Source organism: Streptomyces sp. NPDC015125, from assembly GCF_043080045.1.
Lineage (GTDB): Bacteria > Actinomycetota > Actinomycetes > Streptomycetales > Streptomycetaceae > Streptomyces.
This window is the reverse complement of record NZ_JBIBVF010000014.1, coordinates 181,083-195,022: the sequence shown is the minus strand read 5'-3', so window position 1 is coordinate 195,022 and position 13,940 is coordinate 181,083. Positions and strand designations below refer to the sequence as shown.

Sequence of the window (13,940 nt, the reverse complement as noted above, 5' to 3'; positions counted from 1 at the left end):
GGTGCAGGGGCGTGCGCCCGTGGCCGTCAAACTCCCCCGGAGCGCGGGAAGCAGCCATGAATGCGCAGGGATCATCGGATAACGGGTGTTCCGGACGGAACCGGCTCCGGCGGGAGCGGGACGGCCCGCCGCGGACGCCATGCACGTCCACGGTGGAGGCCGCATTATGGGAGGAAGTGGATACACGGCTGACCGACCGCTCGGTCCGTCGCGCTTGCGTACCGCCGACGTATCGAACCCGTCGCCCCGGCAGGCGGGTTGGCACTGCGGGGCAGATGCCCTGGTCGGGCGGCGCGGCGTGAGCCGGACACGACTCGATAACGATCGACGGGCCGCCGGGGACCGGAGGCCCAGGGGTGCGGGCGCGGCGGCACCGCGCCACGCCGGTCCGAACCCCGGACACCCGTACGGACGCGACCGCCCGGCGGTTACCGTAAGGGCACCATGAGCGCATCGCAGATCCCGCCTGCCACCGCCGTACCGGGCGATGACCTACCGACCCTTCTCGTGAAGATCTTCGGGAAGGACCGGCCCGGCATCACCGCAGGTCTCTTCGACACCCTCGCTGCCTACTCCGTCGATGTCGTGGACATCGAACAGGTGGTGACCCGGGGGCGCATCACTCTGTGCGCGCTGGTCACCGCCCCCTCCCCCGCCGAGGGCTCCACCGGCACCTCCGAAGGTGACCTGCGGGCCACCGTGCACAGCTGGGCCGAATCGCTGAACCTCCAGGCGGAGATCATCTCCGGCCGCGGCGACAACCGCCCGCGCGGCACCGGGCGTTCGCACGTCACCGTGCTGGGGCACCCGCTCACCGCGGAGACCGCCGCCGCGATCGCCGCCGCCATAACGGCCACCGGCGGCAACATCGACCGTATCTTCCGGCTTGCCAAATATCCGGTGACCGCCGTCGAGTTCGCGGTGTCCGGTGCGGCGACCGAGGCGCTGCGCAGTGTGCTGGCCCCCGAGGCCGCGCGGCTCGGCGTGGATATCGCCGTGGTGGCGGCCGGGCTGCAGCGCAGGGCACAGCGGCTGGTGGTCATGGACGTCGACTCGACGCTCATCCAGGACGAGGTCATCGAGCTGTTCGCGGCGCACGCCGGCTGTGAGGCCGAGGTCGCCGAGGTCACCGCCGCCGCGATGCGCGGTGAGCTGGACTTCGAGCAGTCGCTGCACGCCCGGGTCGAACTGCTCGGCGGGCTCGACGCATCCGTGGTCGAGGCCGTACGCAAGGAGGTACGGCTCACCCCGGGGGCCCGCACCCTGGTACGGACCCTCAAGCGGCTCGGCTATCAAGTCGGCGTCGTATCGGGCGGCTTCACGCAGGTCACCGACGCACTCCAGGAGGAGCTGGGGCTGGACTTCGCCTCGGCCAACACCCTGGAGATCGTCGACGGGAAGCTCACCGGCCGGGTCACCGGCGACATCGTGGACCGGGCCGGCAAGGCGCGGCTGCTGCGGGAGTTCGCCCAGCAGGCCGGGGTGCCGCTCGCGCAGACCGTGGCGATCGGGGACGGTGCCAACGACCTCGACATGCTCAACACGGCCGGGCTCGGTGTCGCTTTCAATGCCAAGCCGGTGGTGCGGGAGGCGGCGCACACCGCGGTGAACGTGCCGTTCCTGGACACCGTGCTGTACCTGCTGGGCATCACCCGCGAAGAGGTCGAGGCTGCGGACACGCTCGTCGGCTGAGCGGCCGGCCGGGCCCGTCGGCACGGTCGGCACGGCACTGTCGGCAGGGAACGGCCCGGTCGGCAGGGAAACGGCACAGTCGGCACAGCCGCGGAACGGCACAGTCGGCACAGCCGCGGTACGGAGCACCGCCCGGCGAGGGCGAAGGACGACGACGACAGAGACGACGACGGAGACGACGGACAGACGAGGGCCCCGGCACCTGTGTGCCGGGGCCCTCGTGCGTTCGTCACGCTTCCCCGCACTGCGCGCGGCGCGGGGTCCTCGGCGTTATCCGTGGGGGGTCCAGTAGGCGACCAGGCGTCCGACGCCGTGCTCGACGGACTTCCAGGAGCCGTTGAAGGCGAGCACCGCGAGCGAGGCCGTCGGGAAGCCGCTGCGGTTCATCCGGGGCAGCAGATCGCCCTCGGCGTCACCGGAGAGCGCGTCGGCGAGGGCGTGCACCCCGGGGTTGTGCCCGACCAGCATCAGGTCGGTGACGTCGTCGGAGGTCTCGTTCAGCAACGCGATGAGCTCGCCCAGGGAGGCTTCGTAGATCCGCTCCTCATAGACGGTCTTGGGGCGCTGCGGGAGCTCGTGGACGGCGAGCTTCCAGGTCTCACGGGTACGCGCTGACGTCGAGCACAGGGTCAGGTCGGGGGTGATCCCGGCTCCGGCCAGCCAGCGGCCGGCGACCGGGGCATCCTTGCGGCCGCGCTCGGCGAGCGGACGCTCATGATCGCTGGTCTCCGACCATTCGGCCTTGGCGTGTCGGAGGAGGACAATCCGGCGGGGTGTATCGGCGCTCATGCGTCCCAGCTTCGCACGAAAGGCGGCACGGGGCGCGGGGTGTTGAAGTGCTCCCCCTGCGGGATGAGGCGCGGGCGGCGGGCGGGCGTCAGGCACCGCCGCGCACGATCCGGACCAGGAGTTCCAGCAGCGCAGCCAGGCCCTGCGGGGCGCTCGCGGCGCTCGCCCGGGCGGGACCGGCGACGAGTATCAGCAGGGCCGCGAAGGAGATCACCGGCAGCGCCAGTGCCCACCACGGCAGGCGCATCCGCAGGCGGGAGCGGGGGGCCTTGGCGGCGGCCGGCCGGCCGGGCACGGCGGACATGCGCATCGCCTCCGTGGCGCATCGAAGGGGGCGCGACCGCGGGCCACGGCGCACCCACCGCTGTGTGCGGTGCTCTTCGAAGCTACGGATACTCGGCGGCCGTTCCTATCCGGGAAGCCCCCCACTCGACCCTGCCGTCGACCCCCTAGGGGACGGGGGCACCCCCACCCCGTGCGGGCCAGGGGGCACCCTGGGGCACGCCCACCCCGTCCGGGCGGGCCCCGGCCGGAGCAGCCTCTCGGCCCGGTACACCTACGGCCTGTGGGGTGTCTCCCCTAGGGCGCCGCGATACTCGCGATGATCGCGACGAGGACGGTCACGCCGAGCATGACGCCCAGGACGAGGAGCAGCTTCTTCTGGCCGCCCTGCGGATTCGGTTCGAGCACTGGCATGCGCCCAGTGTCGCACTCAGGTCTCGTCCTCGATCCGGCGGTCCCGCCCGGCCAGCACACCCACCGCGATCTGCGGCACCATCAGCCCTGCCATCAGGGCGATCGGCAGCCCCCAGCCGCCGCTGTGCTGGTAGAGCGTGCCGACCAGCAGCGGTCCGGGAACGGAGATCAGATAGCCGACGCTCTGCGTGAAGGCCGAGAGCTTGACGACCCCGGCGGAGCTGGTCGACCGCATCCCGATCATCGTCAGGGCCAGCGGGAAGGCGCAGTTGGAGATGCCCATCAGCAGCGCCCAGGCCCAGGCGCCGGCGGCCGGTGCCAGCCACAGCCCGGCGTAACCGGCCAGGCCGCACAGGCCGAGCAGCACCGCCAGCGGACCCTGATGCCGCATCCGGGCCGCCAGCCGCGGCAGGACGAAGGAGAGCGGGACGCCCATCGCCATGGTGACCGCCAGCAGCACTCCCGCGGTGCCCGCCGAGACCCCGGCGTCGCGGAAGATCTGCGGCATCCAGCCCATCGTGATGTACGCGGCGGTGGCCTGCAGGCCAAAGAAGACCGCCAGCGCCCAGGCGGTCGGTGAGGAGGTGATCCGTACGGTGGTCTCCCCGGTGTGTGCCGCGCCGCCCGTGGCCGGCCCGGCGGCGGCCCTGCGCTGCCGGACCACCACGAGCCAGGGCAGCACGGCAACCGCGGCGAGCGCCGCCCACACCGCCAGGCCGGTCCGCCAACTGCCGCCGAGCGCATTGGTCATGGGCACGGTGAGCGCCGCGGCGAGCGAGGTGCCCAGGGCCAGTGCCATGGAGTAGAGCCCGGTCATCGGGCCGACCCGGTCGGCGAACCAGCTCTTGATGACCACCGGCATCAGGACGTTGCTGACCGCGATGCCGGCCAGGGCGAGTCCGCTGGCGGCGAGGAAGCCGCCGGTGCCGCCGGCGTACGGGCGCACCACGACGCCCACGGTGATCGCGACCATACCGGCGCAGACGATCGCCCCGGCCCCGAAGCGCCTGGCCAGGCGGGGTGCGGCAATGCCGAAGGCGGCGAAGCACAGCGCGGGTACGGAGGTCAGCAGGCCGGCGACGGTGCCGCTCATGCCGAGGCCGTCACGGACCTCCTCCAGCAGCGCGCCGAGGCTGGTGATGGCCGGGCGGAGGTTGAGCGCGGCTAGGACGAGACCGGCGATCAGGATCCACTGCAGCCGGCCGCCGTCCGGCCCGGTTGCCGGGAGGCCTTCCGGCGCGGGGGCGGCTCCCCGGGGGCCCGGCTGCGGGCGTCCGGTGCCGCCGGCGGGCCGGTCGGCGGGGGTCGGGTGGGGCTCGGCGGCGGGGCCGAGGGTCGCGAGGTCGTCGTCTGCCATAGGCGCCATCATAGAATCATGGGATGAATGCTTGTCCAGTCGATATCGATAGCCTCTGTCGGCCCGGCCGGCGCCGGCGGCCGCAAGGCTCCGTCGAGCGCCGCACCGCCCCCGTCCGTCGTCCCCTTCACCCCGGAGTGCAGCCATGCCTCTGACCTCGCCCCGCCGGTCCGCGCTGGCCGACCAGGTGATCGCGCAGCTGCGCGCCCAGATCACGTCCGGCGAGTGGCCGGTGGGCTCCCGTATCCCGACCGAGCCGGCGCTCGTCGAGCAGCTCGGGGTGGCCCGCAACACCGTCCGCGAGGCCGTGCGGGCGCTGGCACACAACGGGCTGCTGGACATCCGGCAGGGCTCCGGCACGTACGTGGTGGCGACCAGTGAACTGGCCGGGGTGATGAACCGCCGGTTCGCGGCGGCCGAGCCCGGCCACGTCGCCGAGCTGCGCAGTGCCCTGGAGGCGTCGGCCGCCCGGCTCGCCGCCGAGCGCCGCACCGCACAGGACCTGCGGCAGATCGACGCCCTGCTGGAGCGGCGCGAGCGCGCCTGGGAATCCGGCGGAGCGGAGGCCTTCGTGCAGGCGGACGCGACCTTGCACATGGCGATCGTGGCGGCCTCGCACAACGAGGTGCTGGCCGAGATCTACGCCGACCTCGGGGGCGTGCTGCGCGAATTCCTGCGGGCCGATGTGGGCGAGGAGCTGCGGCCCGAGGCCCATATGGACCATGCCCGGCTGGTCGAGGCGATCCGGGCGGGCGACGGCGACCGGGCCGCCGCCGAGGCGAGCGCCCACCCCTTCGGCTGCCGGCTCGGCCTCCCGGACCGCGGCTGACCCGCAGGGCACCGCACACGGCGGACACAGTTCACACGGCGCACACCGCACTCCGGCGGGGGCCCGCCGGATCCCGCTCGTGAACGCGCCCTGCCCCCGTACAGACGTCCTCCCCGCCCGTGAACGCGTCCTGCCCGCCCCGGCGGACCGGGACGGGCAGGACGACAAAGGCGCCGGTGGGTCAGGCGCCCATCATGTGCACACCGCCGTCGACGTGGACGATCTCGCCCGTCGTACGGGGGAAGAAGTCGGACAGCATGCCGACGACGCCGCGGCCGGCCGGCTCCGGGTCGGCCAGGTCCCAGCCGATCGGGGCGCGGTGGTTCCACACGTCCGCCAGCTCCTCGAAGCCGGGGATGGACTTGGCGGCCATCGACTTGATGGGGCCGGCCGAGACCAGGTTGCAGCGGATGTTCCTGGCGCCGAGGTCACGCGCCAGGTAGCGGTTGGTGCTCTCCAGCGCCGCCTTGGCCACGCCCATCCAGTCGTACTTCGGCCAGGCGATCTGCGCGTCGAAGGTGAGGCCGACGACCGCGCCACCGTGCTCCATGAGCGGCAGGCAGGCCATGGTCAGCGACTTGTACGAGTACGCCGAGACCTGCACCGCGGTACCCACGTCCGACCACTCCGCCTCCAGGAAGTTGAAGGCGCCCTGCGGGCCGAAGGCGATGGAGTGCACGATGCCGTCGAGGCGGGCGCCCTCGCCCTGGTGCTCGCGGATCTTGTCGGCCAGCCCGTCCAGGTGCTCCTGGTTGGTGACGTCCAGCTCGATGACCGGGGCGGGCTTGGGCAGCCGCTTGGCGATCCGCTCGACGAGGGAGAGCCGGCCGAAGCCGGTGAGGATGACCTCGGCGCCCTCGTTCTGGGCGACCTTGGCCGCCTGGAAAGCGATCGACGACTCGGTCAGCACTCCTGTGACCAGAATGCGCTTGCCTGCAAGGATTCCACTCATGCTGATCAGTGACCCATGCCCAATCCGCCGTCGACAGGAATGACGGCTCCGGTGATGTACGCGGCCTCGTCGGAGGCCAGGAAGCGGACCGAGGCGGCGATCTCCTCGGGCTGCGCATACCGCGCGAGCGGCACCTGCTTGACGATGCTCTCCCGCTGCTCGTCGGTGAGCACCCGGGTCATGTCGGTGTCGACGAAGCCGGGGGCGACGACGTTGACGGTGATGTTGCGGCTGCCCAGCTCCCGGGCGAGCGAGCGGGCGAAGCCCACCAGGCCGGCCTTGGACGCGGCGTAGTTCGCCTGGCCCGCGGCACCCATCAGGCCCACCACGGACGAGATCAGCACGACCCGGCCCTTGCGGGCCCGCAGCATCGCCCGGTTGGCGCGCTTGACCACCCGGAACGTGCCGGTGAGGTTGGTCTCCAGGACCGAGGTGAAGTCCTCCTCGGACATCCGCATCAGCAGCTGGTCACGGGTGACGCCGGCGTTGGCCACCAGCACCTCGACCGGACCCTGCTTCTCCTCGATCTCCTTGTACGCCTGCTCGACCTGCTCGCTGTCCGTGATGTCGCACTTCACGGCCAAAAACCCCGCGGGCGGCTCGCCCGAGCGGTAGGTGATGGCGACCTTGTCGCCTGCCTCGGCGAAGGTACGGGCAATGGCGAGGCCAATGCCGCGGTTACCTCCGGTGACCAGAACCGAGCGGCTCAAGAGATCACCCTTTCCGTTTCCTGTCCGTCCTGCGTTCGATACGAAACTATCGGTCACGGAGCCCTTAGGTGGAATCCAGCACGGACAGGCCCGGGCGCCGGTCCCTGTCGGGTCTCCACAGAACCACCACCGCAGCGCGCCCCCCGGCGGCCACCGGCCGTGCCCGCGGCGCGCCCCCGGCGGCCACCGCCCGTGCCCGCACCGGCGCCCGGCACACGCCCACATCCTGGCCGACTCCCGGCGCCGCATACCGCCGCGCCCTGGGCCACGGGCGCCCGGCAGGGCATGATGCAGGCGCCGACCACGGGAGGACTCCTTGCCTGCACCGCATGCCGTTGACGAAACATTCCTGGCGCTGCCGTTGCGCGCGCTGGCCGATGCGGCGCTGGCCCGCGCCCGCGCGCTGGGCGCCGACCATGCGGACTTCCGCCTGGAGCGGATCCGCAGCGCGTCCTGGCGGCTGCGGGACGCCCGTACGTCCGGGACCTCGGACACCACCGACCTCGGGTACGCGGTCCGAGTGGTGCACGGCGGGGCCTGGGGCTTCGCCTCCGGGGTCGATCTGACCATGGACGCGGCGGCGCGGGTGGCCTCGCAGGCGGTGGCGATGGCCAAGCTGTCGGCCAAGGTCATCCAGGCCGCCGGCTCCGACGAGAGGGTCGAGCTGGCCGATGAGCCCGCCCACCCGGACCGCACCTGGGTCTCCTCGTACGAGATCAATCCGTTCGACGTACCGGACGCCGAGAAGAGCGGGCTGCTGGCCGAGTGGAGCGCCCGGCTGCTGGGCGCCGCGGGCGTGGCCCACGCGGACGCCTCGCTGCTGACCGTGCAGGAGAACAAGTTCTACGCCGACAGCGCGGGCACCAGCACCACCCAGCAGCGGGTGCGGCTGCACCCCGAGCTGACCGCGGTCGCGGTGGACCCGGTGACCGGCGACTTCGACTCGATGCGCACCCTCGCCCCGCCGGCCGGCCGCGGCTGGGAGTACCTGACCGGCGACCACCACGACTGGGACGGTGAACTGGCCCGGATCCCCGAGCACCTCGCCGAGAAGATGCGCGCGCCGGGCGTCGAGGCCGGCACGTACGACCTGGTGGTGGATCCGTCCAATCTCTGGCTGACGATCCACGAGTCGATCGGCCACGCGACGGAGCTGGACCGGGCGCTGGGCTACGAGGCGGCGTACGCGGGAACCTCGTTCGCCACCTTCGACCAACTCGGGAAGCTGGCGTACGGCTCCGCGCTGATGAATGTCACGGGCGACCGGACCGTCGAACACGGGCTCGCGACCATCGGCTACGACGACGAGGGGGTGGCCGCCCAGTCCTGGGACCTGGTCAAGGACGGGACCCTGGTCGGCTACCAACTCGACCGCAGAATCGCGAAATTGACGGGCTTCGACCGCTCCAACGGATGCGCCTACGCGGACTCCCCCGGCCATGTGCCGGTCCAGCGGATGGCGAACGTCTCGCTGCAGCCGGCACCGGACGGCCCGTCCACCGAGGAACTGATCTCGGGAGTGGAGCGCGGCATCTACGTCGTCGGCGACCGGTCCTGGTCGATCGATATGCAGCGGTACAACTTCCAGTTCACCCAGCAGAGGGCCTACGCGATCCGGAACGGGCGGCTGGCGGGACAGCTCCGCGATGTGGCCTACCAGGCAACCACCACCGACTTCTGGGGCTCGATGAGCGCGGTCGGCGGACCGCGGACCTACGTCCTCGGCGGGGCCTTCAACTGCGGAAAGGCCCAGCCCGGTCAGGTGGCCTCGGTCTCCCACGGCTGCCCCTCGGCACTGTTCCGGAACGTGAACATCCTGAACACGTCGGCCGAGTCGGGGCGAACCTGACGGGCACCCACCACGGCCCCGACGTCTGCACCGGGTCCACGCGCGAGCACGGCGAACACCTGGGCCACGTAGTCCCGGTCCTCTCCCTCTCCCTCTCCCTCCCGACGATCGTCGGGGCCTCGTACACGGCGATGAGGGCGCCGTGGGCGGTGGCGGGCCGGTGGTTGGCGTTGCCCGCGTAGGTGGCGGTGGTGGTGGAGCCGCCGTTGAGGATGATCAGCGGCAGCGCCAGGGTGGCCGGGGCAGACCGCCACGCCTTGGGTCTTGGTGAGGGACGCGCACAGCGTGGTGCTGCCGGTGGTGAAGGTGGCACCGCACGCATCCGCTGGCGGTTAGGGACGGGCCGCCCGCGGGACTTTCAACCCCAGCAGTAATGAACCGTCAGCAGCCTGCGCCTACGAGCGGATCGCAGGTGACCCGAAGGGAAGAGCGTGCTGAACGTCCCCCGGGCTCTCCACGCCCCCGGCACAGGGGCAATGCCGGACCCAGTTTTTGTGCAAGTGGCCTCTGGGGCCGATGAGTTCCGCGAGAACGCCGGACCGGCCGTGTCAGTCCGCTCCCCCGACGTCGCGCCGGCTGGAAAGAGCCACCTGAGCGACCGTGGAGAGGTTCAGCGAACGCTCTGCATCGACGACGATCCACCCCTTCGCGAGGAGAGATTGGAGTTGCGGCCGGACCTCGTCACCCAGCTCTTCGGCCAGGTCGTCATCCGTCGGGGAGTCGCCGGCCCGGAGGCGCTCAGCGATGCGGAAGACGAGGCTTTCTTCTTCGGCCGTGATGTGGAAGTCCATGGGAGGAAGGTACGGCGCAGACACGTGAGCGCCCCTCCATCAGCCCGATCCACGCCCGGCCCCCGCCTGCCACGGTGCGCACCCGGCGCCCCACCTCGCCCGAGAGGATTTCCGAAGTGCAACGGGCGGTGCCCCCGGTCCGGCCCCGCTCCGACGCCGGAGTGGCTGGTGGCCACCCATCGGGCGGAGTCCGCCCTTGGCAGAGCCCTCCATGGCCGTGTAGACCGCTCGATAAGCTCTGCTCCAAGGTCGACACCATGTCATCACCCCACCCCGAACAGTCCGCTTTCCACCAGGAGGCCGGTCGATGAGCACGCGTACACCGCGCAGGAACAGGCCGCACGAGCTCGTCGAGCGGGCCCTGGAGCTCTCCCGTGCCGACGGCTGTGTGGTCATCGCCGATGAGCACACCGGCGCCAATCTGCGCTGGGCGGGCAATGCGCTCACCACCAATGGCGTCACCCGCGGCCGCACCCTGACGGTCGTGGCGACCGTGGACGGCGGCCAGGGCACGGCGTCCGGTGTCGTCTCGCGCTCCGCGGTGACCGCGGACGACGTGGAGCCGCTGGTACGTGCCGCCGAGGCCGCCGCCCGGGACGCCGGGCCCGCCGAGGACGCCCGCCCGCTGGTCGGCGGCGAGAAGGTGTCCCCCGGCTTCACCGATGCGCCCGCAGAGACCTCCTCGGAGGTGTTCGCGGCGTTCGCCCCGGCGCTGGGCGAGTCCTTCCGGCAGGCCCGCGCAGGCGGCCGTGAGCTGTACGGCTTCGCCCGGCACGAGGTCGTCTCGTCGTATCTGGGCACCTCGACCGGGCTGCGGCTACGGCACGACCAGCCCACCGGGACGCTGGAGCTGAACGCCAAGTCCCCGGACCGCACCCGCTCGGCCTGGGCCGGCCATGCGACCCGCGACTTCACCGATGTCGATCCGCGGGTGCTCGATACCGAGCTGGGCCGGCGGCTGGGCTGGGCCGAGCGGCGGATCGAGCTGCCCGCCGGGCGGTACGACACCCTGCTGCCGCCGACCGCCGTGGGCGACCTGCTGGTCTACCAGATGTGGTCCTCCGGGGCCCGGGACGCCGTCGAGGGCCGCACGGTCTTCTCCCGGCCGGCCGACGGCGGCGCGGCGGACCGGCCCGGGGCGGGCACCCGGCTGGGCGAGCGGCTCAGCGAGCTGCCGCTGACGCTGCGCAGCGACCCACGGGCGCCCGGTCTGGAGTGCGCACCGTTCGTGCTGGCGCACTCCTCCGGCGACGATGCGTCGGTCTTCGACAACGGGCTGCCGCTGACGTCCACCGAGTGGATGCGCGAGGGCGTGCTCAACCGGCTGCCGACCACCCGGCACAGCGCCGGGCTGACCGGCCTTCCGGTGGCGCCGGGCATCGACAACCTCCTCCTGGAGGGCGGCGGTTCGCGCTCGCTGGAGGAGATGGTGGCCGCCGCCGGGCACGACGGCCCGGCCCTGCTGCTGACCTGCCTGTGGTACATCCGCGAGGTCGACCCGGCGACGCTGCTGCTGACCGGGCTGACCCGGGACGGGGTCTACCTGGTCGAGCAGGGCGAGGTGGTGGGCGAGGTGAACAACTTCCGGTTCAACGAGTCGCCGGTGGACCTGCTGTCCCGGGCGGTGGAGGCGGGCCGTACGGAGCGGACCCTGCCGCGGGAGTGGGGCGACTACTTCACCCGTGCCGCGATGCCGGCGCTGCGCATCCCGGACTTCCACATGAGCTCGGTCAGCCGCGGGGTGTGAGGCCGTGGGCGTCCGCCCGGCCGGTGGCGGCGGGGCGGACGGGCGGGCCGGCGGCGGGCGGACGGCGCGGGAGTGCCCTCCGGGGCTAATAGACTGTCCGCTTGTCCTCCCGTTTGGGAACCACGATCGATCAGGAACGCCATGACACGCCTCGGCGAATCCGTCGCCCGCGCCACCACCCTGCTCTCCGCAGACCTCTCCTCGGACGCCACGGTCCAGGAGCTGCTCCAGGAGACGGGCACCCGGCGCTATCTGGATCTGACGGACCTGCCCGCCAAGGAGCAGGCCGAGCTGATCGCGGCCCGTACGGTCGAGGTTCTGCCGGGCGTGGAGAAGCTGGCCGAGCGGATCGAGGAGCGCCGGGCGGCCGGCGAGGGTCTGCACATCAAGCTGGGCATCGACCCGACGGCCACCGATGTGCACCTGGGGCATGCGGTGCCGCTGATCGTCCTGAGCCGGTTCCAGCGGCTGGGTCATGACGTCACCCTGATCATCGGTGACTTCACCGCCAAGATCGGCGACCCGTCGGGCCGTACGGCCGAGCGCCCGCCGCTGACCGACGAGGACATCGCGCACAACCTCGCCACGTACCGCGAACAGGTGCGGCCCTTCTTCGACTTCGAGAAGGTCAGCTTCCGGCAGAACAGCGAGTGGCTGGCGCCGTACACCTTCCCGGAGCTGCTCACGCTGCTCGCCCAGGTGCCGGCCTCCCAGCTGCTGCAGCGCGAGGACTTCCGCAACCGCCTGGCGGCCGGCTCCGGTCTGACCATGACGGAGCTGCTGTACCCCATCGCGCAGGGCCTGGACTCGGTGGCGCTGGAGTGCGATGTGGAGCTGGGCGGCTCCGACCAGCTGCTCAATCTGCAGATGGGCCGCAAGCTGATGGAGCTGCGCGGGCAGCGGCCGCAGCTGGTGGTGACCATGCCGCTGATCGAAGGCACGGACGGCACCGGCGCCAAGATGTCCAAGTCCAAGGGCAATTACGTCGGGCTGGGCGCCCCCGCCGACGATGTCTTCGGCAAGATCATGTCGGTGCCCGACCGGCTGATGGAGCCGTACCTGAAGGCCTGGACGGAGTGGACGGACGGGGAGATCGCCCTCGTCCTGGGCCGGATCACGGACCGCTCGCTGCACCCGATGGACCTCAAGAAGGTCCTGGCGGGCGAGGTCGTGGCGGCGCTGTACGGCCTGGAGGCGGCGATGGCGGCGCGGGCCGGTTTCGTCGCGCAGTTCTCCAAGAAGTCGTTCGCCGATGTGGACTCGCTCCCGGTCGTCGATGTCGCCGCGCACGGCGCGGAGACGGTGGCGACGGTACTGACCAAGATCCTGGAGTTCACGCCGAGCGCCTCGGCGGCGCGGCGGCTGGCCAAGCAGAATGCGCTGCGACTGGTCGTGGAGGGCGAGGACGGGCAGCAGACCGTGACGCTCGCGGAGGCCGATTCGGTCCGGCCGCTGGGTGAGGTGCTGGCCGAGAAGCTGGCGGACACGGCCGGGGTCGCGTACCTCAAGGCCGGACGGAAGCTGGCTCAGCTCGACGGCCGCTGAGACGGCGGAGGACACGGGCGGCCGGTGTGCATCGCTGCGCGCCGGCCGCCCGTGTCCTCTGTGTCCAGGGGGAGACAGTCCCTAGGCGGCATGTCTCTTGCGGCCGCGCATGGACGCCCAGATGCGGTCACCGACGGCGACGACGACCACCGCGCCGGCCAGTTGCAGCAGGTGCCGGATCCAGTCGATGCCCCGGGTCTCGTTGACGCCGATGCCGGTCGCCACCCAGTTGCCGAGGACACTGCCCAGCATGCCGAAGATCACGGTCAGCCAGAGCGGGATCTGTTGCTTGCCCGGGATGATGGCCTTCGCGATCAGGCCGAGCACCAGGCCCACGATGATGGCCCACAACCACGTCATGTCGACTCCTCTTGCGGCACGGTGCAGATGACACTCGCCCGCTCAGTGTCGCTCCGCATCGGCTACGCCGCACGCCGGGAACCGTCGTACGCACCAGTGCGTGACAGACCCCGCCGAAACGGGGCATGCCCCGGTCTCGAAGGCGGCGCAGCCGCGGCGTACCGTGGAAAGCGACCGGATACCGGGGAGAATCCGGCACGACTGAGCAGGCGGTGGAACGTGATGCGGAAGCAGAGCAGCGGCCAGGCCTTCCGGATCACCGGGGCACGGCAGGGCCTGTCCGAGGATGTGCGTGGACGGCAGCGGCGGTATGTGATCTCGATGGCGGTGCGGACGGTGGCCGTGGTGCTCACCGTCGTGCTGTGGAACATCGAAAGGCCGGTCGCCATCGCGACGTTGGTGCTCGGTTTGACGCTGCCCTATATCGCGGTGGTGATCGCCAACGCGGGCCGGGAGAACGTCCCTTCGCTCCCGAAGACCTTCGTCGCGGGCCCGACCCGGCCGATGCTGACGCCGGGAGCCGGCGACGCTCCGGCGGAATCCGTTCCGGAGCGGCCGGCGGCGGGCTCTTCCGCATCACCACATGACCCCAGCTGATCATCACCCGGTCTGCAAAGCTCAAG

14 protein-coding genes are annotated in these 13,940 nt (G+C 71.7%); 6 read left to right on the top strand and 8 right to left on the bottom strand.

The window, feature by feature from the left end; translation table 11 throughout:
- The first annotated feature begins 444 nt into the window (after positions 1–444).
- A complete protein-coding gene (gene serB, locus ACF088_RS26695; protein ID WP_392378348.1) occupies positions 445–1,692 on the top strand; it encodes a phosphoserine phosphatase SerB in 1,248 nt (415 codons plus the stop codon).
- Between the two features lie 270 nt (positions 1,693–1,962).
- Here serB and ACF088_RS26690 read toward each other — a convergent pair whose 3' ends face one another.
- The 4 genes from ACF088_RS26690 to ACF088_RS26675 form a co-directional block, all read right to left on the bottom strand.
- Positions 1,963–2,481 (bottom strand): histidine phosphatase family protein, encoded by a 519-nt coding sequence (locus ACF088_RS26690; RefSeq protein ID WP_129297059.1) that lies wholly within the window; start codon positions 2,479–2,481, stop codon positions 1,963–1,965.
- An 88-nt stretch (positions 2,482–2,569) separates the two neighbouring features.
- Complete coding sequence (locus ACF088_RS26685; RefSeq protein WP_392378347.1) at positions 2,570–2,785, bottom strand: hypothetical protein; 216 nt, start codon at positions 2,783–2,785, stop codon at positions 2,570–2,572.
- Positions 2,786–3,060: 275 nt separating this feature from the next.
- Positions 3,061–3,177, bottom strand: a complete 117-nt coding sequence (locus tag ACF088_RS26680; RefSeq protein ID WP_281391996.1) for an SGM_5486 family transporter-associated protein — start codon at positions 3,175–3,177, stop codon at positions 3,061–3,063.
- Between the two features lie 16 nt (positions 3,178–3,193).
- Positions 3,194–4,534 (bottom strand): CynX/NimT family MFS transporter, encoded by a 1,341-nt coding sequence (locus tag ACF088_RS26675; protein WP_392378346.1) that lies wholly within the window; start codon positions 4,532–4,534, stop codon positions 3,194–3,196.
- A gap of 145 nt (positions 4,535–4,679) precedes the next feature.
- Between ACF088_RS26675 and ACF088_RS26670 the strand changes: the two genes are divergently transcribed.
- A complete protein-coding gene (locus ACF088_RS26670; RefSeq protein ID WP_392378345.1) occupies positions 4,680–5,363 on the top strand; it encodes a FadR/GntR family transcriptional regulator in 684 nt (227 codons plus the stop codon).
- Positions 5,364–5,544: 181 nt separating this feature from the next.
- Here ACF088_RS26670 and fabI read toward each other — a convergent pair whose 3' ends face one another.
- Together fabI and fabG are read right to left on the bottom strand one after the other, a co-directional pair.
- Positions 5,545–6,315, bottom strand: a complete 771-nt coding sequence (fabI, locus tag ACF088_RS26665; RefSeq protein ID WP_392378344.1) for an enoyl-ACP reductase FabI — start codon at positions 6,313–6,315, stop codon at positions 5,545–5,547.
- A 5-nt stretch (positions 6,316–6,320) separates the two neighbouring features.
- Entirely contained in the window at positions 6,321–7,025 is a 705-nt protein-coding gene (gene fabG / locus ACF088_RS26660; RefSeq protein WP_392378343.1) for a 3-oxoacyl-[acyl-carrier-protein] reductase, read from the bottom strand.
- A 316-nt stretch (positions 7,026–7,341) separates the two neighbouring features.
- On the opposite strand from fabG, the gene ACF088_RS26655 reads away from it, so the two are divergent.
- Entirely contained in the window at positions 7,342–8,874 is a 1,533-nt protein-coding gene (locus ACF088_RS26655) for a TldD/PmbA family protein (protein WP_392378342.1), read from the top strand.
- Between the two features lie 548 nt (positions 8,875–9,422).
- Here ACF088_RS26655 and ACF088_RS26650 read toward each other — a convergent pair.
- On the bottom strand, positions 9,423–9,665 hold the full coding sequence (locus tag ACF088_RS26650) for a hypothetical protein (RefSeq protein WP_392378341.1): 243 nt from the start codon (positions 9,663–9,665) through the stop codon (positions 9,423–9,425).
- Positions 9,666–9,972: 307 nt separating this feature from the next.
- Between ACF088_RS26650 and ACF088_RS26645 the strand changes: the two genes are divergently transcribed.
- Together ACF088_RS26645 and tyrS are read left to right on the top strand one after the other, a co-directional pair.
- A complete protein-coding gene (locus tag ACF088_RS26645) occupies positions 9,973–11,412 on the top strand; it encodes a metallopeptidase TldD-related protein (RefSeq protein ID WP_392378340.1) in 1,440 nt (479 codons plus the stop codon).
- Positions 11,413–11,553: 141 nt separating this feature from the next.
- Positions 11,554–12,957, top strand: coding sequence for a tyrosine--tRNA ligase (gene tyrS / locus ACF088_RS26640; RefSeq protein ID WP_392378339.1), 1,404 nt, complete (start codon positions 11,554–11,556; stop codon positions 12,955–12,957).
- A gap of 81 nt (positions 12,958–13,038) precedes the next feature.
- Here tyrS and ACF088_RS26635 read toward each other — a convergent pair whose 3' ends face one another.
- A complete protein-coding gene (locus ACF088_RS26635) occupies positions 13,039–13,317 on the bottom strand; it encodes a GlsB/YeaQ/YmgE family stress response membrane protein (RefSeq protein WP_350250208.1) in 279 nt (92 codons plus the stop codon).
- Positions 13,318–13,539: 222 nt separating this feature from the next.
- Between ACF088_RS26635 and ACF088_RS26630 the strand changes: the two genes are divergently transcribed.
- Positions 13,540–13,914 carry a DUF3099 domain-containing protein gene (locus tag ACF088_RS26630; RefSeq protein WP_392378338.1) on the top strand — a complete coding sequence of 125 codons (375 nt, stop codon included), beginning with the start codon at positions 13,540–13,542 and terminating at the stop codon, positions 13,912–13,914.
- Positions 13,915–13,940: the final 26 nt, after the last annotated feature.

Coding starts and splice junctions, on each gene's coding strand:
- serB (WP_392378348.1), top strand. CDS start 445: ATGAGCGCATCGCAGATCCCGCCTGCCACCGCCGTACCGGGCGATGAC.
- ACF088_RS26690 (WP_129297059.1), bottom strand. CDS start 2,481: ATGAGCGCCGATACACCCCGCCGGATTGTCCTCCTCCGACACGCCAAG.
- ACF088_RS26685 (WP_392378347.1), bottom strand. CDS start 2,785: ATGTCCGCCGTGCCCGGCCGGCCGGCCGCCGCCAAGGCCCCCCGCTCC.
- ACF088_RS26680 (WP_281391996.1), bottom strand. CDS start 3,177: ATGCCAGTGCTCGAACCGAATCCGCAGGGCGGCCAGAAGAAGCTGCTC.
- ACF088_RS26675 (WP_392378346.1), bottom strand. CDS start 4,534: ATGGCAGACGACGACCTCGCGACCCTCGGCCCCGCCGCCGAGCCCCAC.
- ACF088_RS26670 (WP_392378345.1), top strand. CDS start 4,680: ATGCCTCTGACCTCGCCCCGCCGGTCCGCGCTGGCCGACCAGGTGATC.
- fabI (WP_392378344.1), bottom strand. CDS start 6,315: ATGAGTGGAATCCTTGCAGGCAAGCGCATTCTGGTCACAGGAGTGCTG.
- ACF088_RS26650 (WP_392378341.1), bottom strand. CDS start 9,665: ATGGACTTCCACATCACGGCCGAAGAAGAAAGCCTCGTCTTCCGCATC.
- ACF088_RS26645 (WP_392378340.1), top strand. CDS start 9,973: ATGAGCACGCGTACACCGCGCAGGAACAGGCCGCACGAGCTCGTCGAG.
- tyrS (WP_392378339.1), top strand. CDS start 11,554: ATGACACGCCTCGGCGAATCCGTCGCCCGCGCCACCACCCTGCTCTCC.
- ACF088_RS26635 (WP_350250208.1), bottom strand. CDS start 13,317: ATGACGTGGTTGTGGGCCATCATCGTGGGCCTGGTGCTCGGCCTGATC.
- ACF088_RS26630 (WP_392378338.1), top strand. CDS start 13,540: ATGCGGAAGCAGAGCAGCGGCCAGGCCTTCCGGATCACCGGGGCACGG.